Source organism: Streptomyces sp. KPB2 (assembly GCF_003950055.1).
GTDB classification, from domain to species: Bacteria; Actinomycetota; Actinomycetes; order Streptomycetales; family Streptomycetaceae; genus Streptomyces; species Streptomyces salinarius.
In genome coordinates this window covers 2095481-2116987 of sequence record NZ_CP034353.1, presented here as the reverse complement: position 1 = coordinate 2116987, position 21507 = coordinate 2095481, and the positions used below count along the sequence as shown (strand labels likewise).

Here is a 21507-nt window from a genome sequence, read left to right as displayed (position 1 = left end):
CGACGCGAGCCGCACCAACGTTTGATAAACATCAGCTCATGCCTCTCATTCCCGAGGAGCCTCAGATTCACGAGAAGGCCCAGGGTCCCCGCGCCACTCCGGCCAGTGGCCGCACCGCGCCGACCCCCCGCCCCGTACCCGGCCCCCGTCCCGCGGCTCCGCCGCGCCCCGGCCGTCCCGGCCCGGTGCGCCCGGCTCCGCCGGCGCAACGCACGTCGCGCGACACGGCCGCGGCCAAACCCGGACCCGCGGGTCCGGCCGCCCCGGCCGCTCCCGCCGCCGCCCCGGCCGCCGCGCAGATCCAGCTGATCCCGGCCACGCCGGACGGCGCGCTCGACGCCGCCGAAGAGGCCGTCGACCTGCTGCTGGACTCGGGCCGCACCCCCGGTGACGTGCTGGTGATCACCACCGGCGACCCCCACCCGTGGGCGGCCCACGAACTGTCCTTCGGCGATGCCGCCTACTGGGCGCAGCACGACGCGGGCGACGACGTCTTCTACGCCGACGCCGCCGTCGCGGACCGTGCCGCGTCGCGGGCCGTGGTCGTGGTCGCACTCAACGGCGGCCCCGAGGCCGCCGCCGTCACCGCCCTGACCGTGGCCCGCTCCCGGGCCGGCGCCCTGCTGATCGTCTGCGGCGACCCGCAGCGGATCAACTCGGTGCTGGGCGCGGGCGTCTGAGCCCGTTCCGCCGGGTGCGGCGGCCGGCGGCGCGACACGGAGAGTGCCGGGCCGCTGCCCCCGCACGGCGGCGGCTCCCGCGGGCCGCGTGCACCTGACGTTCCTCCGGGCCCGCACCGGCTCGGACCGACGAGCGGGACCGGTGGATGCGCCCCGGCCGCCGCGGCACGGGCGGCGTGCGGGTGTCACCGGGACCGGCGCACCCCGGTCCGCCGGTCGCAGGCCGACCGGATCATGGCGAGCCGTGTCACCGCTCGGGTGGACCCGTAGTGGCCCTCCAGTGGTCGCCTGCTTCTCGCTGCCGGGGTGCTCAGCGGGCGGCGGCGCGGCGCAGCACGTCCGAGGCGACACCGCCGGTGCGTGGTGGCGGAGGCGGTGCCTCCGCCGTGGCGAAGGGCTCCGGCACCGACGCCGCGTTGGGCCGGCGTCCGCCGCGGCCCTCGCCGAGCACCTGCCAGCCGTCCCGGGTCAGCGTGATGTACGCGCCGCAGCGCAGTCCGTGCAGCGTGCACGCGTCCCGCAGCCCCCACATCCAGGCGCCGTCCTCCTGCGTCCAACGCGCGTCGCCCTCCCGGCAGTAGAGCAGTACGGCGGTGCGCACCGGCGTGCGGCGCCGCAGATCGTGCGGGATGACGCGGCGCAGCTGGGAGAGCAGCGCGTTGCGGAACATCCAGCCGTCCGCGGGGGAGCGGCGGCTGGTGAACGAGGCGCTGGCGCGCAGTCGTTCGTCCGGGTCGAGTACGGCCACGACCGCAGTCGCCGGTTCCGGCCGGTGTCGGGAGTGCAGCCCGCTGACGACCTCCCGAGGATTGCGCAGCAGCGGGATTCCGGCGGCGGCCCACTCCGCCGGTTCGAGCATGCGAGTGGCGGAAACGGCGGACGACGAAAACGAGGCCGCCGAGGACGGAGCGAATCCGAAGGTCACGTTCCTCCCTTCGGCTACGCGCCCACACTGCGGGCAGGGTCGGATTCGGGGAGCGCGCACCGCAGCGAAGCCCAGCCGGATCACGGAGGGCCGTGCGGGGAGCGGACTTCAATTCTTCCTGTCGAACTGGGATGCGGCAACGAGCAATTGAGACCGAGGCCCCATATCGGCTGATGTGCGCTCTATATCCCTACCCGGAGTGCCGCCGCGCGACGCATGGGACGCGGCACGCGCCGTGCCCGTCTCCGATTCGCACATTGTCAGTGCCATCGGGTTGCATGGGGGCATGGACCACGAGGAACTCCGTACCGAAGCCGACGCCGTCCTCGCCGAGCTGGTCGGTGATCGCGAGGGCTCGGCACGGCTGCGGGAGGACCAGTGGCAGGCGGTGGCGGCCCTGGTGGAGGAGCACCGGCGCGCCCTGGTGGTGCAGCGCACCGGCTGGGGGAAGTCGGCCGTGTACTTCGTCGCCACCGCGCTGCTCCGCCGCCGCGGCGCAGGTCCCACGGTGATCGTCTCGCCGCTGCTGGCGCTGATGCGCAACCAGGTCGAGTCGGCCGCGCGGGCGGGGATCCGGGCGCGCACCATCAACTCGGCCAACCCGGAGGAGTGGGAAACGATCTACGGGGAGGTCGAGCGGGGCGAGACCGATGTCCTCCTCGTGAGCCCGGAGCGCCTCAATTCCGTGGACTTCCGGGACCAGGTGCTGCCGAGGCTCGCGGCGACGACCGGTCTGCTCGTGGTGGACGAGGCGCACTGCATCTCCGACTGGGGCCACGACTTCCGCCCCGACTACCGCCGGCTGCGCACCATGCTGGCCGAGCTGCCGGCCGGGGTGCCGGTGCTGGCCACCACGGCGACCGCCAACGCGCGGGTCACGGCCGACGTGGCGGAGCAGCTGGGCACGGGCGGCGGGGACGCCCTGGTGCTGCGCGGGCCGCTCGACCGGGAGAGTCTGCGGCTGGGCGTGCTCGAGCTGCCGGACGCGGCGCACCGGCTCGCGTGGCTGGGGGAGCGGCTGGGCGATCTGCCCGGCTCCGGGATCATCTACACGCTGACCGTGGCGGCGGCCGAGGAGGTCGCGTCGTTCCTGCGACAGCGCGGGCACCCGGTGGCCTCCTACACCGGGAAGACGGAGAACGCCGACCGGCTGCAGGCGGAGGAGGACCTGCTGGCGAACCGGGTGAAGGCGCTCGTGGCCACGTCGGCGCTCGGCATGGGCTTCGACAAGCCCGATCTGGGATTCGTCGTGCACCTGGGGTCGCCCTCGTCGCCCATCGCGTACTACCAGCAGGTCGGGCGCGCGGGGCGCGGCGTGGACCATGCGGACGTCCTGCTGCTGCCGGGGCGGGAGGACGAGGCGATCTGGGCGTACTTCGCCTCGGTGGGCTTCCCGCCGGAGGAGCAGGTGCGGCGCACGCTGGCGGTGCTGGAGGACGCGGGGCGGCCGATGTCGCTTCCGGCGCTCGAACCGTTGGTGGATCTCCGGCGGTCGCGGCTGGAGACGATGCTCAAGGTCCTGGACGTGGACGGCGCGGTCCAGCGGGTGAAGGGCGGCTGGGCCGCCACGGGCCGGCCGTGGACGTACGACGCGGAGCGGTACGCGTGGGTGGCCCGGCAGCGGCAGGCGGAGCAGCAGGCCATGCGGGACTACGTGGCGACCACGGGCTGCCGGATGGAGTTCCTGCAGCGACAGCTGGACGACGAGAAGGCGGCTCCGTGCGGCCGCTGCGACACCTGCGCCGGACCCTGGCTCGATGCGGCCGTCCCGTCCGCGGCCCTCGCGGCGGCGACCGGCGAGCTGGACCGTCCCGGCGTGGAGGTCGAGCCGCGCAAGATGTGGCCGACCGGGCTCGCCGCGGTGGGCATGGACCTCAAGGGCCGGATTCCGGTGGGCCAGCAGGCCCTCACCGGCCGGGCACTGGGGAGGCTGTCGGACATCGGCTGGGGCAACCGGCTGCGCCCGCTCCTGTCGGCGCAGTCGGCGGACGGACCGGTCCCGGACGACGTGCTGGACGCCGTCGTGACGGTGCTGGCCGACTGGGCCCGCTCCCCGGGCGGCTGGGCCGACGGTTCCCCCGACGCGGTGGCGCGGCCCGTGGGCGTCGTCGCCATGCCCTCCCGCAGCCGTCCCCAGCTGGTCTCCTCGCTGGCCGGCGGAGTGGCACGGGTCGGCAGGCTCCCGCTGCTGGGCAGCCTCGCCCACACCTCCCGGGCCGACGCGCACGCCGCCCACCGCAGCAACTCCGCCCAGCGGCTGCGCGCTCTGGCGGATTCGTTCACCGTGCCGGACGAGCTCGCCACGGCCCTGGCCGGCGTCTCCGGCCCGGTGCTGCTCGTCGACGACTTCACCGACTCCGGCTGGACGCTGGCCGTGGGCGCACGCCTCCTGCGTCAGGCCGGTGCGGGCCAGGTGCTTCCGCTGGTCCTCGCCCTGGCCGGATAGGGCACGCGCGGGGCGGGGTGATGTGTCCCTGTCGACAGTTATCCACAGGCAAAGCGGAACCTGTCGATCCGCGAGATCGTCGAGCCATGACGAACCACAGCGAAACGACCGGATCCTTCGACAACGGCGACATCCCGGACGCCGCGGAGCCGGGCCGGGCGGACCGCGCCCCGCACGAGAGCCCCGGGGACGAACAGCAGGTCACCCTGCGCACCCCCGCCGAACTCGCCGACGCCCTGCCGTATCTGCTCGGGTACCGCCCCGAGGACAGCATCGTCCTGGCCGCCCTGCGGGACAGGGACGGGCGGGGCCGCTTCGGCGGTCGCGCGCGACTGGGCATCCCGGCGAACCCGGACGACTGGGCGGGCGCGGCCGGACAACTGGTCCACGGCCTGGTGACCGGAAGCGAACGGCGCGGGGTGCGGCCCGAGCAGATGGTCGCCTATCTCTGCCAGGAACCGGGCCCGGGCGAGACCGGACGGGACGTGATGGAGCGACTGCGACCGCTGGCCCAGAAGCTGCGCGTCGAGTGCGGCGCCCTCGACGTCCCCGTCGTCGAAGCGCTGTGCATCTCGGCCGGACGCTTCTGGTCGTACTGCTGCGACGAAGAGGCCTGCTGCCCGGCGGAGGGCCTCCCCATGGGGCTGCCGGGCACGTCGGTGCTGGCCGCGGCGGCCACCTACGCCGGTATCCAGGTGCGCGGCTCCCTCCGTGAGCTGCGGGCCAGGATGCTTCCCCGACAGGACACGGCGGCGGGCGAACAGGCGGCGGCCCTGGACGCCGCCGCCACGACGCTGGTCTCCCGGATCCTCGACGCCGACGGCCGCGCGGAAGTGGCCGAGGAGACGCTGGACACGGCGGAGCGGGTGATGCGACGCCTCGCCGGGGCCCCGCCCGTCTCCGGGGTGCCGGCCGAGGACCTGCGCGACGACCACCTGCTCGGACACGAGGAGGCGGCGGTGCTGATCCTCGGACTTCAGGACCGTACGACACGTGACCGCGCGGCCGCGTGGATGGAGGGCGACGAGGCGGCCCCCGCGATGCGGCTGTGGCGAGCCCTGGCCCGTCGCTGCGCCGGGCCGTACGCCGAACACGCGGCCGCGCCCCTCACCCTCGCCGGCTGGGTCGCCTGGTCCACCGGTGACGAGCTGGAGGCACGGGAAGCACTGGCCATGGCCCTCGGTGCGGACCCCGACTACCTCTTCGCCCGCCTGCTGCACCAGGCGTGCAACGAGGGCCTCGACCCCGAGTCGATCCGCCGCTGTCTGCGCGAGGGCAGGAAGGGCGGCGCGGACACGGGCGGCGGTGCTCCGGACGACGACGGACGCGGTGAAACGCGGGCGGAGCGAGAGCCGGCCGACCCCTCGGCCGGCGTGCCGGCGGGCCGTCGGCGCCGCTCGCGCACCCTCCCCTCGACGCATGGTGCCCGCCGCCGTACGAGGGCGCATGCCCATGAGCCGAGCGCTGCGGTAGTGCGCCCCCGGGGGACGCGCAGGGAAGAGCGCCGGGCCGGTGGGGCCGCCAGTGCCCCCGAAGCGGGCCGTCGCGGCCCTTCGTCACGGGCTTGACCTGGCGCGAGACCTCCTCACACGGCCCGCCGGGGCGGGCGATGGGACACCGGCGGGCAAGGAGTGGATCAGTGGCCGGAGCGGTTGACGAAGGGAGTGTTTATCGTCAGGAAGACGACTATGATCACCGCATGCCCTACGACCCGTCAGCCTTTCCGCCCTTCGCCGTCACTGTGGACCTGGTCGTGCTGACCGTGCGCCGCCACTCCCTGTGCGCGCTGGCGGTGCGCAGGGGTGAGCCGCCGTTCCAGGGCCGCTGGGCCCTGCCCGGCGGGTTCGTGCGGGACGGCGAGGACCTGGCGCAGGCGGCGGCGCGGGAGCTGGCCGAGGAGACCGGGCTGTGCGCCCACGACCCGGCCGCGCCGGCCCAGGACAACGGTGCCCATCTGGAACAGCTCGCGACCTACGGCGACCCCGACCGCGACCCCCGGATGCGCGTGGTCAGCGTCGCCCACCTCGCACTCGCCCCCGACCTGCCCGCACCGCGAGCGGGCGGTGACGCCAGCAACGCCCGCTGGGCACCGGTGGAGGAACTGCTGGAGCAGAGCGGCTACGGTCACGCAGGCGAGGCGGTCGCGCCGCTCGCCTTCGATCACGCCCAGATCCTGGCGGACGGGGTGGAGCGAGCCCGTTCCAAGATCGAGTACTCGTCGCTGGCCACCGCCTTCTGCCCGCCCGAGTTCACCGTCGGCGAGCTGCGCCGTGTCTACGAAGCCGTGTGGAGCGTGGTGCTCGACCCCCGCAACTTCCACCGCAAGGTGACGGGCACGCCGGGGTTCCTCGTGCCCACCGGCGGCACGACCACCCGCCAGGGCGGCCGTCCCGCCCAGCTCTTCCGGGCGGGCGGCGCGACCCTCCTCAACCCCCCGATGCTCCGCCCCGAGGTCTGACGCCGAGCCCGGGCCGGACCCGCCGGGGTGGTGTGCGAGCGGTCGAGGACGCGCGGCCGTGCCCGTGCCGACAGGCCGTGCTATGCCCGAAAAACCGGATATCGCACGCTATCTTGCTACGGGTGATCCAGGCCTTCGGACTGACCAGCAACCCCCGCAAGGAGCTTCCGCCCGCCGTCGACGACGTCTCGTTCGAGGCGCCCGCGGGCCGCGTCACCGCGCTGCTCGGAGCATCGGGCGCCGGCAAGACGACGGCACTCAGACTCATGCTCGAGCTCCAACACGGCCGGGGTCTCACCTACTTCAGAGGCCGCCCGCTGCACCGCATCGCCCACCCCTCCCACGAGGTCGGCGTGCTGCTGGGCGACGTCCCGGGGCACCCGGCCCGCACGGTGCGCGGCCACCTCCGCATGCTGTGCGCGGCCGCCGGCGTCCCCGTCCGCAGGGCCGACGAGGTCCTGGAATCGGTCGGTCTCGAGGGGCTGCGCGACGAACGCCTCGGCACCCTCTCCCGGGGCATGGACCGACGGCTGGGCCTGGCCTGCGCGCTCGTTCCCGACCCGCACACCCTGGTCTTCGACGACCCCGCCGGCGCACTCTCCGCCCCCGACGCCCGACGGCTGCACGGCGCGCTGCGTGCCCACGCGGCCCAGGGCGGCACCGTCCTGTTCAGCACGGCGGACCCCAAGGAGGCAGCGCGCAACGCCGACCACGTCGTCACCCTGGAGCGGGGAAAGGTCGTGGCCGACCAGGAGGCCGCGGAGTTCTCCCGGACCCGGTTGCGTCCCCGCGTCGCCGTCCGCAGTCCGCACGCCGCCCGCCTTGCCGCCCTGGTGACCAAGGAGGCGCGCACGGCCCGCCGTTCCGTCGAGGTGGTACGCGAGGGAGGCAACCGGCTCGCGGTGTACGGCAGTACGTGCGCCGACATCGGCGAGACCGCCTTCCGGCACGGCATCCTCGTGCACCAACTGGCAGACGAGGTGGGAGACATGGGCGCCGGGGCCGGCGCGGTCCCCGCAGCACGGCACCAGGAGCGGCAGGACGGTGACGGCGACCGCGCGCAGGTCACCGGGGCGCCGAGCACGTCCCGCACCGCGGCCACCGGCCCCTCCTCGCCTTCCTCCGGCGCCGCCCAGCCGCAGCCGCACCGCCGCGAAGCCCGCCCCGAGGCCGGCCCCCGTCAGGCGCCCGCCCCGGACGGGGACACGGACGGACCCGCGTCCGGGACGGCCCGCCGCAGGACACCCGGGCCCCGTCGGGCCCTCGTCCCGGACGGCGCCTCCGGCAGTGTCTCCGAATCGTCCGGAGCCCCCGGAGTCGCCGCCCCCGACGTCGCTCCGCACCGCACACCGCGCCCCTTCAGCGCGCTCACACCGGGCGGGACGAAGCCGGCGGACACGGCCGTCACGCTTCCGCCGCCCATCTCCGTCCGTTCCGCCCCCAGCCCCCTCCGGCCGCTGCGTTACGAGCTCCGTCGTGCGGTGGGCGTCGGCACCGGCTTCGTCACCGGCGCGGTCGTGCTCCTCGTGTCCGCCGTCACCGCCGTGATCCTCGCCCGGATCGGACACACCCCGCAGGCGCGGCTCCTGGCCGCGTGGCCGAGGGAGCTCCCGCTGCCGCCCGCCGCGCTCGGCGCCGGGCTGCTCGGCGCGCTCGCCTTCGGCGACGAGTTCCGCCACCCCGCCCTCGCGGCCGACTGCGGCACCGTGCCCCGCCGCATGGGGCTGCTGACCGCCAAACTCCTCGTCTCCGCGGCCGCCGCACTGGTCCTGGCCGCCCTGACCGCGGGCTGCGACGCCGCGGTGCTGCGGCTCTTCTACGGCTCCGAACTCGCGGGGTTCCCCGCCGACTGGCCCGCGCCGGGCGCCGGTTGGCTCGCACTCGTCGTCGGGTGCGCATGGGCCGGCGTGCTCGCCGCGGGCGTGTTCCGGTCCACCACCGCCGGGCTGGCGGCCGTGGTCGCCGTTCCGGTCGTCGTCGTACCGCTCGTACAGAAGGTCTGGGAGGGCCCGTCCGTACGGACCGCCGCCGGCTTCCCGATGCGGGTGCGCGAGGTCCTGCTGACCCAGTGGCCGTTCGGGGGCGAGCGGTACGTGGCGGAGGCGCTGCGTCTGATCGCCCAACCCGTGGGCGGCGCAATGACGTTGTCCCTGACCGCTCTGCTCTGCGCGTATCTGCTCATGACCCTGCGCAGCAGGGTGCGGTGACGCGTGTCTCACCCTTCCGTTCCGACCGTGTGCGCAACTCCCCGGGGAAAGCCCATTTCTTTCCGATAAGGCGTCAATTGCGACGGGGTGAGCGATCACCCTTTCGTGTGCTTTTCACCAAAGACCTCAAGGGAGTTGGGGTCAGCGCCGACAAAGGATGCGTGAGTACCCTTGCGCACACCATGATGACCGCCGCCCGCTCCGCCGACTCCGGCCTCGCGAACCCGGGCGAACTCGACCGCTACCCGTACGCCGAGACGCCCGCCGTCGACCGCGTCGGAGCGCCCTCCTGGGAAGGGGTGGAGCCCGAGCTGGGCCGCGTGGGCCGGCGCACCGCGGGCAACCGTGGCCGCGGGCTGCACGGGCAACTCGTCCAGCAACTGGGCCAGATGATCGTTTCGGGCGACCTGGGCGCCGACCGCCCGCTGGTGCCCGAGGAGATCGGGCAGCGTTTCGAGGTCTCCCGCACCGTGGTGCGCGAGTCCCTTCGCGTGCTGGAGGCGAAGGGGCTGGTCAGCGCCCGGCCGAACGTCGGCACGCGCGTGCGCCCCGTGAGTGACTGGAACCTCCTCGATCCGGACATCATCGAATGGCGCGCCTTCGGGCCGCAGCGCGACGACCAGCGCCGGGAGCTGAGCGAGCTGCGCTGGACGATCGAGCCGCTCGCCGCGCGCCTGGCCGCCGGACACGGGCGCGAGGACGTCCAGCAGCGGCTGTCCGACATGGTGGGGATCATGGGGCACGCCATGGGACAGGGCGACGCGCTCACCTTCTCGCGTGCCGATGCCGAGTTCCACGCCCTGCTCATCCAGGTCGCGGGCAATCGGATGCTGGACCACCTCTCGGGGATCGTCTCCGCCGCCCTCCACGTCTCCGGCGGCCCGGTCACCGGCTGTGACCGGCCGAACGACGTGTCGCTCGCGCAGCACGGCAGGATCGTCGACGCCCTCGCCACCGGCGACGGCGCGGCGGCCGAGGCGGCCATGCGCCAACTTCTGACCGTCCACCCCGAGGTGGAACGCGTGGTGCCCGCCCCGCGCGAGCACTGACCGCCTTCCGCCGCAGCGGCGCGGTCCGGGCACGCCATACCCCTCCTGTGGCAGTGGCCGGCACGCCGCCGTCACCGTCGGACCCCGCGGAGCCTCTCGTGGTTCCCCGGGGTCCGACGGTGCGAATGAGAGGCTGAGTCGTCCCGGCATGGCCGGTAGGTATGAGTTGGTGACCTTGTTCATCCGGATCTGACCGGTTTTGATCGCTTACGGGGTGTGACTCGGGCCACGCGGATTGGGCGTAACGCTCTTGGGAACAACACGATGACCTAAGAGGTGACAGCCGCGGAAGGAATACGGACGCCGTTCACGGCGCTGTGCATCTCCCCGGCCCGCCCGCACCGTCGGCCCATTCCCAAGCCGGTGGTCGGCTCCCGTCCGCCGTGGACGGGGCCGGAAGCCGTTTTTCAACGTTCCGAGAGGTTGTTCGTGTCGGCCAGCACATCCCGTACGCTCCCGCCGGAGATCGCCGAGTCCGTCTCTGTCATGGCGCTCATTGAGCGGGGAAAGGCTGAGGGGCAGATCGCCGGCGATGACGTGCGTCGGGCCTTCGAAGCTGACCAGATTCCGGCCACTCAGTGGAAGAACGTACTGCGCAGCCTCAACCAGATCCTCGAGGAAGAGGGTGTGACGCTGATGGTCAGTGCCGCAGAGCCCAAGCGCACCCGAAAGAGCGTCGCAGCGAAGAGTCCCGCCAAGCGCACCGCCACGAAGACGGTCGCGGCGAAGACGGTGACCAGCAGGAAGGCGACCGCGCCCGCCGCCCCGGCGGCACCCGCGGCCGAGCCCGCCGTCGAGGAAGAGGCACCCGCCAAGAAGGCGGCGGCCAAGAAGACGACCGCCAAGAAGGCGACCGCGAAGAAGGCGACCGCCAAGAAGACGGCGGCCAAGAAGACGACCGCCAAGAAGGACGACGGCGAGCTTCTCGAGGACGAGGCGACCGAGGAGCCGAAGGCCGCGACGGAGGAGCCCGAGGGCACCGAGAACGCGGGCTTCGTGCTGTCCGACGAGGACGAGGACGACGCGCCGGCCCAGCAGGTCGCCGCGGCCGGTGCCACCGCCGACCCGGTCAAGGACTACCTCAAGCAGATCGGCAAGGTCCCCCTGCTCAACGCCGAGCAGGAGGTCGAGCTCGCCAAGCGCATCGAGGCCGGTCTGTTCGCCGAGGACAAGCTGGCGAACGCCGACAAGCTGGCGCCCAAGCTCAAGCGCGAGCTGGAGATCATCGCCGAGGACGGCCGCCGCGCCAAGAACCACCTGCTGGAGGCCAACCTCCGTCTGGTGGTCTCCCTGGCCAAGCGCTACACCGGCCGCGGCATGCTCTTCCTGGACCTCATCCAGGAGGGCAACCTCGGTCTGATCCGCGCGGTGGAGAAGTTCGACTACACCAAGGGCTACAAGTTCTCCACGTACGCCACCTGGTGGATCCGTCAGGCGATCACCCGCGCGATGGCCGACCAGGCCCGCACCATCCGTATCCCGGTGCACATGGTCGAGGTCATCAACAAGCTCGCCCGCGTGCAGCGCCAGATGCTCCAGGACCTGGGCCGCGAGCCCACCCCGGAGGAGCTGGCCAAGGAGCTCGACATGACCCCGGAGAAGGTCATCGAGGTCCAGAAGTACGGGCGCGAGCCGATCTCGCTGCACACCCCGCTGGGTGAGGACGGCGACAGCGAGTTCGGTGACCTCATCGAGGACTCCGAGGCGGTCGTCCCGGCCGACGCGGTCAGCTTCACCCTCCTGCAGGAGCAGCTGCACTCCGTGCTCGACACCCTGTCCGAGCGCGAGGCGGGCGTCGTCTCCATGCGCTTCGGTCTCACCGACGGTCAGCCGAAGACCCTCGACGAGATCGGCAAGGTGTACGGCGTCACGCGTGAGCGCATCCGCCAGATCGAGTCGAAGACCATGTCGAAGCTGCGTCACCCGTCGCGCTCCCAGGTGCTGCGCGACTACCTCGACTAGGTCGCGGCAGGCCGACAGGCAGGCAGTACGAGCGACGGAGGCCCGGTCCCGCCAGGTGCGGAGCCGGGCCTTCGCGCTGGGCAGCGGGTGCGGGGGGCGGCGTACTGGATCACTCTGGGTGTCCCATGACCACCCAGGAGTGAGGAGCCCGCATGCGTCGTCTCTGTGCCCGGACACTGGCCCGGCCGCTGGTGCTGGCGGCCGCCGCGACCGCGATACCGCTGGGGTCCGCCGCCCCCGCGGCCGCCGACAGCATCGTCGTCGGAGGCTTTCCGGTCGAAGTGTCCGACAGTCCGTGGACCGTCGCCCTGTCCAGTCGTGACCGGTTCGGGGGTACGCGGGCGGGGCAGTTCTGCGGGGGAGTGGCCGTCGGCCGGACCACCGTGCTCACGGCGGCCCACTGCCTGGGGGAGGAGGTTCTCGGCTCGCCGCCGGAACAGGTGGACGACCTGCGGGTCATCGCCGGCCGGACCGATCTGCTGTCGGACCGGGGGCAGGAGATCCCCATCCGCTCCGTCTGGGTGAACCCGGCGCACGACGACCGCAGCAACGCCGGCGACTTCGCGGTGCTCACACTCTCCGAGGCGCTGCCCGCCGACTCGGTCATAGGGATGGCGGCGGAAGGCGACCCCGCGTACACACCCGACACGGGTGCCCTCGTCTACGGCTGGGGCGACACCTCGGGCGCCGGCGACTACGCCAACGGTCTGCACGCGGCCCGGGTGCGGGTGCTTCCCGACGCGTCCTGCGAGCAGGCGTATCCGGGGAACGACGACGGCCGGTATCTGCCGGACACCATGCTCTGTGCCGGGCAGGAGGCCGGGGGCCGCGACGCCTGTCAGGGGGACAGCGGGGGGCCGCTGGTCGGCCGGGGGAGGCTCATCGGCCTGGTGTCCTGGGGGAGTGGATGCGGGCGCCCGGGCAGCCCCGGGGTCTACACGCGCGTCTCCTCGGTACTGCGGACGCTGGGGTGGGACGGCACGGCCACGAAGCAGCGCGGGGGCGCCTGACGGCCGCTGAGAGCCCTCCGGGACACGAGTACGGGCGGCCGCCTCCGGGACACGGAGACGGCCGCCCGCTCATCGGCCTGTGCCGATTCGGCTCGTCGTCGGGCGCGTTCGATTCAGCGCTCTTCCTCGGCGGAGGAAGCCGGAACGGCCGTCAGCCGCTCCGTCTCGTCCTGTATCTCAGCGGCGATCTTCTTGAGTTCCGGCTCGAACTTGCGACCGTGGTGGGCGCAGAAGAGCAGTTCTCCGCCGCTCAGCAGGACGACGCGCAGGTATGCCTGGGCGCCGCAGCGGTCGCAGCGATCGGCGGCCGTCAGCGGGCTTGCGGAAGTCAGAACAGTAGTCACGTCGCCTCTTCTCTAGCTCGACGAGCTGTCGTACCAGGGTCAACATCCAACCAGCCCCAAAACGTTCCCGCTCGTGGCTTTTCCTCGAAAAAAATTTCCGAGGGGCCGGCTGTTGCCGATTGGCGGCGAATGTGCCGTATTGCGTGTCTCTGTGTCGTACGGGTTCGCGCGGTCGGTCAGTGTCGGTCCCGCCGGCTGGGTTGCCGGTTTGTTCATGAGGACGTGCCCGGAGCCTAAATGGTTCATGCGTCGAAGGGAACGTGATGTGTGCTTCACCCCATCGAGGGATCGAACAGGCATGCGACCGTGGACTAGGGTGGTTCGGCGACGAGGGTGGCGTTACAACGGCTCTACCAGGCCTCGGTACCCTCTGAGCGGTGAACCGAGCCACGCCCTTACCCAGCGGGGCCCCATCTGAAATTCAGCGAGGAGCGAACCGCGTGACCGCCGAGACATCCGTGCCGTCCACTGCGCTGCTGGCAGGAGCAGACCGGGACGGATCCAACTACACCGCGCGGCACCTGCTCGTCCTCGAGGGGCTCGAGGCCGTGCGCAAGCGTCCGGGCATGTACATCGGATCCACCGACAGCCGCGGGCTGATGCACTGCCTGTGGGAGATCATCGACAACTCCGTCGACGAGGCCCTGGGCGGCTACTGCGACCACATCGAGGTGATCCTCCACGACGACGCCTCCGTGGAGGTCCGGGACAACGGTCGGGGCATCCCGGTCGACGTCGAGCCCAAGACCGGCCTGTCCGGCGTCGAGGTCGTCATGACCAAGCTGCACGCCGGCGGCAAGTTCGGCGGTGGCTCCTACGCCGCCTCCGGCGGTCTGCACGGCGTCGGCGCCTCCGTGGTCAACGCCCTGTCCGCCCGTCTGGACATCGAGGTGGACCGCGGCGGACACACCCACGCGATCAGCTTCCGCCGCGGGGTCCCGGGCACGTTCGCGAAGACCGGCCCGGACGCCCGGTTCGACGCCGGGAACGGGCTGCGCAAGGTCAAGAAGATTCCCAAGAGCCGCAGCGGCACGCGCGTGCGGTACTGGGCGGACCGGCAGATCTTCCTCAAGGACGCCAAGCTCTCCCTGGACACACTGCACCAGCGGGCCCGCCAGACCGCGTTCCTGGTGCCCGGGCTGACCATCGTCGTGCGCGACGAGTTCGGCCTCGGTGACGGCGGCAGCAAGGGCGAGGAGTCGTTCCGCTTCGACGGAGGCATCAGCGAGTTCTGCGAGTTCCTGGCCAGTGACCGGCCCGTCTGCGACACCCTCCGCTTCAGCGGTCAGGGATCCTTCAAGGAGACGGTCCCCGTCCTGGACGAGGAGGGGCAGATGACGCCCACCGAGGTCACCCGCGACCTCGGCGTCGACGTCGCGCTGCGCTGGGGCACCGGCTACGACACCACGCTCAGGTCGTTCGTCAACATCATCGCCACCCCGAAGGGCGGCACCCACGTCGCCGGCTTCGAGCAGGCGGTGGCCAAGACGATGAACGAGGTGTTGCGCACCAAGAAGATGCTGCGTGTCGCCGAGGACGACATCGTCAAGGACGACGCCCTGGAGGGCCTGACGGCGGTCGTCACCGTCCGGCTCGCCGAGCCGCAGTTCGAGGGCCAGACCAAGGAGGTCCTCGGCACCTCGGCGGCCCGCCGGATCGTGAACAACGTGATCAGCAAGGAACTGAAGGCCTTCCTGACCTCGACCAAGCGCGACGCCGCCCAGCAGGCCCGGACGGTCATGGAGAAGGCCGTCGCCGCGGCCCGCACCCGTATCGCCGCGCGCCAGCACAAGGACGCCCAGCGCCGCAAGACGGCCCTGGAGTCCTCGTCGCTGCCCGCCAAGCTGGCCGACTGCCGCAGCGACGACGTCGACCGCAGCGAGCTGTTCATCGTCGAGGGCGACTCCGCGCTGGGCACGGCCAAGCTCGCCCGGAACTCCGAGTTCCAGGCGCTGCTGCCGATCCGGGGCAAGATCCTCAACGTCCAGAAGTCGTCCGTGACGGACATGCTGAAGAACGCCGAGTGCGGGGCGATCATCCAGGTCATAGGAGCCGGGTCGGGCCGTACCTTCGACATCGACGCGGCCCGCTACGGCAAGATCATCATGATGACCGACGCCGATGTGGACGGCTCCCACATCCGCACCCTGCTGCTGACCCTGTTCCACCGCTACATGCGGCCCATGGTGGAGGCGGGCCGGGTGTTCGCCGCGGTGCCGCCGCTGCACCGCATCGAGCTGATCCAGCCGAAGAAGGGCCAGGACAAGTACGTCTACACGTACTCGGACCGCGAGCTGCGCGACAAGCTCATGGAGTTCCAGAGCAAGAACATCCGGTACAAGGACTCCATCCAGCGCTACAAGGGTCTCGGCGAGATGGACGCCGACCAGCTGGCGGAGACCACCATGGACCCCCGGCGCCGCACCCTGCGCCGGATCAACCTCACCGATCTGGACTCCGCCGAGCAGGTCTTCGACCTGCTGATGGGCAACGACGTCGCTCCCCGCAAGGAGTTCATCTCCAGCTCGGCCGCGACGCTGGACCGCTCGCGCATCGACGCGTGACCACGCCCGACGGCCGGACCGGACCCGGGAGCGATACCCGGGGCCGGTCCGGCCGGAGGGACCTCTCAGGGGGAATCACCTGATGGGGTGAAGTGCCCGGGGAAGAAGAGTCGGGGATCTTCCCGTTCTGTCCATCCTTGGGCATGCAGTCAAGCAACGATCGGCCCCGCGGCGCCGGGGGCGGTCCCGAAAGCGCGGCCGACCACCGCGCCGCGCCGGGCAGGGCCCATGTCGAGACGGCCCCCGGCCCGCGGCACGACGAGCCGCGGCACGAGGGTCCGCGGTACGACGACCCGTGGTACGACGCCCTCGCCTCCGGCTGGGGCGAGCCGGCCGGCCCCGGAGCCCCCGAGCCGGCCGTGCCGCCGATGCGCCGGGACCCGGCGGCCAAGCCGTCCCGGGCCGCGGCCGACGTGTACCTGGAGGTCCAGCGCAGCGCGGCCTTCCAGGAGGTCCGCAGCCGTTACCGCAGGTTCGTGGGGCCGGCGGTCGCCGCCTTCTTCCTGTGGTACGTCGCCTACGTGGTGGCCGCCACGACGGCCCCCGCCCTGATGGCCCGGCCGGTGGCCGGCGCGGTGAACGTCGCCATGGTCGCCGGCCTCGGCCAGTTCCTCACCACCTTCCTGCTCACCTGGGCCTACGCACGGCACGCCCGGCTGCGCAGGGACCGGGCCGCGCTCGAACTGCGCTGGGACACCCAGGAACTGACGCGCGGTGTGCGGGGCGGTGCCTCGTGACGGGCGATCACCAGACGCTGGCGCTGCTGCTGTTCAGCACCTTCGTCGCCGTCACGCTCGCCATCACCACCTGGGTGGGCCGCCACCGGCACGGTTCGGCGGAGGAGTTCTACGCGGGCGGCCGGCTCTTCTCTCCGATGGAGAATGGTTTTGCCATCTCCGGCGACTACATGTCGGCCGCGTCCTTCCTCGGCATCTCGGGGCTCATCGCCCTCTACGGCTACGACGGCATGCTCTACTCGGTGGGCTTCCTGGTGGCCTGGCTCGTCGTCCTGTTCCTCGTCGCCGAACTCGTGCGCAACTGCGGACGGTTCACCCTCGCCGACGTCGTGGCCGCCCGGATGCGGGAGCGGCCGGTACGCATCGCGGCGGGGACGTCGTCCGTCACCGTTTCCGTGCTGTACCTGGTGGCGCAGATGGTGGGCGCGGGCAGTCTCGTCGCGCTGCTTCTGGGCGGGACGAGCGAGGCGGCGCGGACGTGGACCGTCATCGGCGTCGGCGCCCTCATGGTGATCTACGTGTCGCTGGGCGGGATGCGCGCCACCACCTGGATCCAGATCGTCAAGGCGGTCCTGCTGCTCGGCGGCACCGTGGCGCTGACCACGCTCGTCCTGGTGCGCTTCCACGGCGACGTCGACCGGCTGCTGCGCACGGCGGCGGAGCGCAGCGGCCGCGGCGACGCGTTCCTCGCGCCCGGCCTGGCCTACGGCGGGGACTGGGTGTCCCGCTTCGACTTCATCAGCCTGGGGCTCGCCCTGGTGCTCGGCACGGCCGGGCTGCCGCACATCCTGTCCCGCTTCTACACCGTGCCCACCGCACGGGCGGCGCGACGGTCGGTGGTCTGGTCGATCGGCCTCATCGGCGGCTTCTACCTGATGACGATCGTGCTGGGGTTCGGCGCCGCCGCCCTGGTCGGCCCGGACGCCGTACGCGCGTCGAACGCCGCCGGGAACACGGCGGTGCCGCTGCTCGCCCTGGACCTCGGCGGCGGCGCGCAGTCCACCGGCGGGACGGTCCTGTTCGCCGTCGTCGCCGCCGTCGCGTTCGCCACCATCCTCGCGGTGGTCGCCGGCATCACCCTGGCCTCCTCGGCGTCCGTCGCCCACGACCTGTACGCCTCCCTGCGGCGCCGCCGCTCCGAGCCGCGCAGCGAGGTCGCGGTGGCGCGGGTCGCCGCCGTCGGCATCGGAGCCGTCGCGATCGGGCTGGGCCTGCTCGCCCGCGACCTCAACGTCGCCTTCCTGGTGGGCCTCGCCTTCGCCGTGGCCGCCTCCGCCAACCTGCCGGTGCTGCTCTACTCGCTCTTCTGGCGCGGCTTCACCACCCGGGGCGCGGTGTGGGCGGTCTACGGCGGCCTGGTGCCGTCCGTGGTCCTCGTGCTGCTGTCCCCGGTGGTCTCCGGCAGCCCGCAGTCGCTCTTCCCCGGCCTCGACTTCCAGTACTTCCCGCTGCAGAACCCCGGCCTCGTCTCGATCCCGCTGGGCTTCCTCGCCGGCTGGCTCGGCACGGCCACCTCCCCGGAGGTCCCGGACGAGGCCAGGCACGCCGAGACGGAGGTGCGGGCGCTGACCGGGGCGGGGGCCGTGTAGGGCGGCGGCCCCAGGGCCCCAGCGCCCCGGGGCTCAACGGCGGTTCAGGCGCGGGTCGCCCACGCGTAGCGGTGTTCGGGGCGGCCCGCCTCGCCGTATTTGAGGGTCAGTACGGCCCGCCCGGTGCGTTCCAGGAGCTTCAGATAGCGCTGGGCGGTCTGGCGGCTCACCCCGGTCCGATCGGCGATCTCCTGGGCGGACAGCGGCCCGTCGGCCTGCAGCAGACACTGGCGCACCAGTTCGGCGGTGGTGGGGGAGTGCCCCTTGGGCAGCCCGGGCTCGGAGGGTGCCGACAGGGCGCCGAAGATCCGGTCGACCTCGGCCTGCTCCGCCTCACCGCCCCCGTCGAGGGTGCGGCGCAGCTCCGCGTACGCCTCCAGCTTGGCGCGCAGACCGGCGAAGGCGAACGGTTTCACCAGGTACTGGAGAGCGCCCTGGCGCATCGCCGCCTGGACGGTCGACACGTCCCGGGCGGCCGTCACCATGATGACGTCGGTCTGGAGTCCTCTCCGCCGCATCTCCCCGACGACCTCCAGGCCGGTCCGGTCGGGCAGGTAGTGGTCCAGCAGGATCAGGTCCAGGCGGGACAGCCGCTCCACCGCGCCCAACGCCTCCAGCGCGCTGTGCGCCTCACCGGCGACGTGGAAGCCGGGCACCTTCTCGACGTACGCGGCGTTGACGCGCGCGACCCGCGTGTCGTCGTCCACGACCAGGACCTCGATCATCGGGACTCCTTCTCGGCAGCGGTGGTCACAGAGGCGGTGGGGGCGGCTTCCGGGACCGGGCCCGTCGCCGGTGTCGACACCGGTACCGGTTCGGGCTCCGGTTCCGTCAGTGCCTCCGGCAGGGCCACGACGAACTCCGCGCCGCCGCCGTACGCCTCGCCGGCGGTCGCGCTGCCACCCTGCCGCTCGGCCAGGCGGCGCACCAGCGGGAGTCCGATACCGCGCTCGCGGTGGGCCGGCGCCTCCTTGGTGGACCAGCCCGTGGTGAACACCAGCTCGCGGTGGTCCACCGGTATGCCGGGCCCCGTGTCCCGCACCGTGAGCATGGCGGCGCGCCCCTCGGTGCGCAGTTCGACCTCCACGCGCGCGTGCGGTGTCCCGGCGGTGGCGTCGAGCGCGTTGTCGACCAGGTTGCCGACGATGGTGACGAGGCCCCCGGGATCGACCAGGCGGTCGGGCAGCCGCGTCCGGTCCGAGACCCACAGGGCGACTCCGCGTTCGGCCGCGACGGTCGCCTTGCCGACCAGCAGGGCGGCGAGCAGGGGGTCCCGGATCCGCTCGGTGATCTGTTCGGCGGTGACCCGGTGGTCGCCGACCACCTCGCCGACGAACTCCACGGCGTCGTCGTACATCTCCAGTTCCAGCAGGCCGAGCAGGGTGTGCATGCGGTTGGCGTGCTCGTGGTCCTGTGCGCGCAGGGCGTCGATCAGGCCGCGCGTGGAGTCCAGCTCCCGGCCGAGCTGCTCCAGTTCGGTGCGGTCGCGCAGCGTGGCGACGGCCCCGCCGTCGTCGGTGGGCATCCGGTTGGCGACCAGGACCCGCGGGCCGCGCACGGTCAGCAGGTCGGTGCCGGTCACCCGGCCGGCCAGCACGTCGGCCGTGCGGCCCGCGCCGAGCGCCTCGTCGGGGAAGCGGCCGACGGCCTCGCCCCCGATGCCCAGCAGGCGCTGCGCCTCGTCGTTGAGCAGGCGGATCCGGCCCCCGCGGTCGAGGGCGACGACACCCTCCCGGATGCCGTGCAGCATGGCCTCGCGCTCCGCCAGCAGCCCCGCGATGTCCGAGAAGGCCAGGTCCCGGGTCTGCCGCTGCACCCGGCGCGAGATGATCCAGGACGCCAGGGCACCGACGGCCAGCGCGCCGCCGGCGTACGCGAACAGGCCGGGGATGGCGTGGATCAGCCGCGCCCGGACGCTGTCGTAGGCGATGCCCACCGAGACCGCCCCCACGATCGCGCCGTCGCTGTCGCGCAGGGGCACCTTCCCGCGGGCGGAACGGCCCAGGGTGCCGTTGTCGATCTCCATGACCTCGCGTCCCGCCAGGGCCTGCCCCGGGTCGGTCGAGACGACCTGGCCGATCCGCTCCGGGTCGGTGTGCGACCAGCGCACCCCCTTGCGGTCCATCACGACGACGTACTCCGCCTTGGTGGCCCTGCGGACCCGCTCCGCCTCCTGCTGCACCGGTCCGTCCGCCGCCGGCCGGGTGGTCCGCAGGTCCCGCACGACCTGCGGTTGCTGCGCGGTGGTCTGCGCGATCGCCAGCGCCCGGCGCATCGCCTGGTCGTCCAGCTGGTCACCGAGCGGTGCCAGGAACAGCCCGGTCGCAAGTACGGCGACGCCCGCGGCGATCGCCAGCTGCATCAGCAGCACCTGCGAGAACACCCGCCGCGGCAGGCCCAGGCGCAGTCGGCGTACGGGGGGAGTGGAGCTCATGGCCTTGACGGTACGTGGGGACCGCGGCCGGCCGTAGCGGGGTGTGGCGTGTATCTCCCGTCCGGCGGCTCCGCCCGCGTCTCCCGGCCGAGCTTCGGCCGCCGAGCTGTCGGCCGGCTTCCCAGGTGGTCCGCGCGTCAGCTTGCCAGTGCCGCCGCCCGTACCGGCAGCTCGCGCACCGCCGTGACCTCCATCCGGGCCGGCGAGCCCAGCACCGACGCTCCGCAGCTCTCCGGTCGCGGGGGCGCCGAGGCCCCCTGTACGACGGTGACCCGCCAGCGCCGGCCGTCCGAGTGGGCCAGGGTCACCCCCCAGCGCGGAGCGGCGCCGTCCGTCCGTACGACCGTCAGTGCCTGCGCCGCGTCCTCGGCGAGGGCCGACCGCAGGGCCAGCTCGGCCGCCTGGCCGGGGCGCTCCCAGGCGGAGTGCCCGCGGCAGCCCTCCACGACGATCCGGCCCTCCCGCGCGCCGTGCAGGATCTCCTTGACGGAGTGTGCCTGGACCCGCCCGTAGACATAACCGTGCGGCAGCACCAGCACGGTCGGCGAGAAGCGGTGGCCTCCCAGGTGGGTGACCTCCCAGACACCGTCGGCTCCGGAGGCGGCGATCTCGGCCGCCAGCGGCCTGCCGAGGAGCGCGCAGCACCGGTCGCGTTTGCCGTTGGTGCAGACTAGCGCGAGCGGATCGCCCCGGTGGGGGCCGCCGTCCAGCACCGAGTCGAAGGTGTGGTGGTCGCCCCGGCCGAGTGCCGCGAAGTCGAGGTCGAGCAGCCGGCGGGGGTCCGCGACCGTGGTGCCGTGCAGCCACACGTTGCCCGGCACGGTGTGCGCCGCGTACACCCTGCGCTCGGCGGGCGTGCCCCGGTCCGCGTGGCGCCCGGGGCGGCGGATGAGCGCGATGCGCACGCCCGTCCCCTTCGCCGCCGCCTCCAGGGCACGCCCCAGCGCGGGGTCCAGGTGGCTCGAGGTGAGCGCCTTGGCGCCCCACGGGCCGGGCTGTTCGAGCAGCAACCAGGTCCTCGCGACGGGTGCGGTGCCCGTAAGGGGCTCGTCGAGGTCCCGGGAGACGGTTGAGCACGTACTCACAGAGGTGAGCCTAACCT

General features: G+C 72.9%; 16 protein-coding genes. 11 read left to right on the top strand and 5 right to left on the bottom strand.

Features of this window, described 5'->3' with window-relative positions; all coding sequences use genetic code 11:
* Positions 1 to 38: 38 nt before the first annotated feature.
* Entirely contained in the window at positions 39 to 680 is a 642-nt protein-coding gene (locus tag D1J63_RS09075) for a hypothetical protein (protein WP_125628509.1), read from the top strand.
* Between the two features lie 310 nt (positions 681 to 990).
* On the opposite strand, the gene D1J63_RS09070 is transcribed toward D1J63_RS09075, so the two are convergent.
* Entirely contained in the window at positions 991 to 1605 is a 615-nt protein-coding gene (locus D1J63_RS09070) for a hypothetical protein (protein WP_061442161.1), read from the bottom strand.
* A 286-nt stretch (positions 1606 to 1891) separates the two neighbouring features.
* On the opposite strand from D1J63_RS09070, the gene D1J63_RS09065 reads away from it, so the two are divergent.
* From D1J63_RS09065 to D1J63_RS09035, 7 genes are all read left to right on the top strand, one after another.
* Entirely contained in the window at positions 1892 to 4051 is a 2160-nt protein-coding gene (locus D1J63_RS09065) for a DEAD/DEAH box helicase (RefSeq protein ID WP_125628508.1), read from the top strand.
* An 86-nt stretch (positions 4052 to 4137) separates the two neighbouring features.
* On the top strand, positions 4138 to 5619 hold the full coding sequence (locus D1J63_RS09060) for a DUF4192 domain-containing protein (RefSeq protein WP_125628507.1): 1482 nt from the start codon (positions 4138 to 4140) through the stop codon (positions 5617 to 5619).
* Positions 5620 to 5750: 131 nt separating this feature from the next.
* Positions 5751 to 6509: an NUDIX hydrolase gene (locus D1J63_RS09055; protein WP_102930686.1), complete on the top strand. Its 759-nt coding sequence runs from the start codon at positions 5751 to 5753 to the stop codon at positions 6507 to 6509.
* A 122-nt stretch (positions 6510 to 6631) separates the two neighbouring features.
* Entirely contained in the window at positions 6632 to 8716 is a 2085-nt protein-coding gene (locus D1J63_RS09050; protein ID WP_125628506.1) for an ABC transporter ATP-binding protein, read from the top strand.
* A 161-nt stretch (positions 8717 to 8877) separates the two neighbouring features.
* Positions 8878 to 9765: a sporulation transcriptional regulator WhiH gene (whiH, locus tag D1J63_RS09045; RefSeq protein ID WP_102932412.1), complete on the top strand. Its 888-nt coding sequence runs from the start codon at positions 8878 to 8880 to the stop codon at positions 9763 to 9765.
* A gap of 429 nt (positions 9766 to 10194) precedes the next feature.
* On the top strand, positions 10195 to 11727 hold the full coding sequence (locus D1J63_RS09040; protein ID WP_125628505.1) for an RNA polymerase sigma factor: 1533 nt from the start codon (positions 10195 to 10197) through the stop codon (positions 11725 to 11727).
* A gap of 152 nt (positions 11728 to 11879) precedes the next feature.
* Positions 11880 to 12737, top strand: a complete 858-nt coding sequence (locus tag D1J63_RS09035) for a serine protease (protein ID WP_125628504.1) — start codon at positions 11880 to 11882, stop codon at positions 12735 to 12737.
* Positions 12738 to 12850: 113 nt separating this feature from the next.
* Here the strand turns inward: D1J63_RS09035 and D1J63_RS09030 are convergent, their stop codons facing one another.
* A complete protein-coding gene (locus D1J63_RS09030; protein ID WP_007445070.1) occupies positions 12851 to 13081 on the bottom strand; it encodes a hypothetical protein in 231 nt (76 codons plus the stop codon).
* Between the two features lie 440 nt (positions 13082 to 13521).
* Here D1J63_RS09030 and D1J63_RS09025 point away from each other — a divergent pair, with 440 nt between their 5' ends.
* The 3 genes from D1J63_RS09025 (at position 13522) to D1J63_RS09015 (ending at position 17971) form a co-directional block, all read left to right on the top strand.
* Positions 13522 to 15645: a DNA topoisomerase IV subunit B gene (locus tag D1J63_RS09025; RefSeq protein WP_102932410.1), complete on the top strand. Its 2124-nt coding sequence runs from the start codon at positions 13522 to 13524 to the stop codon at positions 15643 to 15645.
* A 143-nt stretch (positions 15646 to 15788) separates the two neighbouring features.
* The gene (locus D1J63_RS09020; RefSeq protein WP_125628503.1) at positions 15789 to 16382 is read left to right on the top strand and encodes a DUF485 domain-containing protein; all 594 of its coding nucleotides are present in this window, start codon (positions 15789 to 15791) and stop codon (positions 16380 to 16382) included.
* A complete protein-coding gene (locus tag D1J63_RS09015; RefSeq protein ID WP_125628502.1) occupies positions 16379 to 17971 on the top strand; it encodes a cation acetate symporter in 1593 nt (530 codons plus the stop codon). Before D1J63_RS09020 ends, D1J63_RS09015 begins: the two co-directional genes overlap by 4 nt.
* Positions 17972 to 18015: 44 nt before the next feature.
* Here D1J63_RS09015 and D1J63_RS09010 read toward each other — a convergent pair whose 3' ends face one another.
* The 3 genes from D1J63_RS09010 to D1J63_RS09000 all read right to left on the bottom strand — a co-directional run bounded on the left by D1J63_RS09010 (position 18016) and on the right by D1J63_RS09000 (position 21490).
* A complete protein-coding gene (locus D1J63_RS09010) occupies positions 18016 to 18696 on the bottom strand; it encodes a response regulator (protein ID WP_125628501.1) in 681 nt (226 codons plus the stop codon).
* Complete coding sequence (locus tag D1J63_RS09005; protein WP_125628500.1) at positions 18693 to 20405, bottom strand: sensor histidine kinase; 1713 nt, start codon at positions 20403 to 20405, stop codon at positions 18693 to 18695. Before D1J63_RS09005 ends, D1J63_RS09010 begins: the two co-directional genes overlap by 4 nt.
* A gap of 137 nt (positions 20406 to 20542) precedes the next feature.
* The gene (locus D1J63_RS09000; protein WP_125628499.1) at positions 20543 to 21490 is read right to left on the bottom strand and encodes a sucrase ferredoxin; all 948 of its coding nucleotides are present in this window, start codon (positions 21488 to 21490) and stop codon (positions 20543 to 20545) included.
* Positions 21491 to 21507 lie beyond the last annotated feature (17 nt).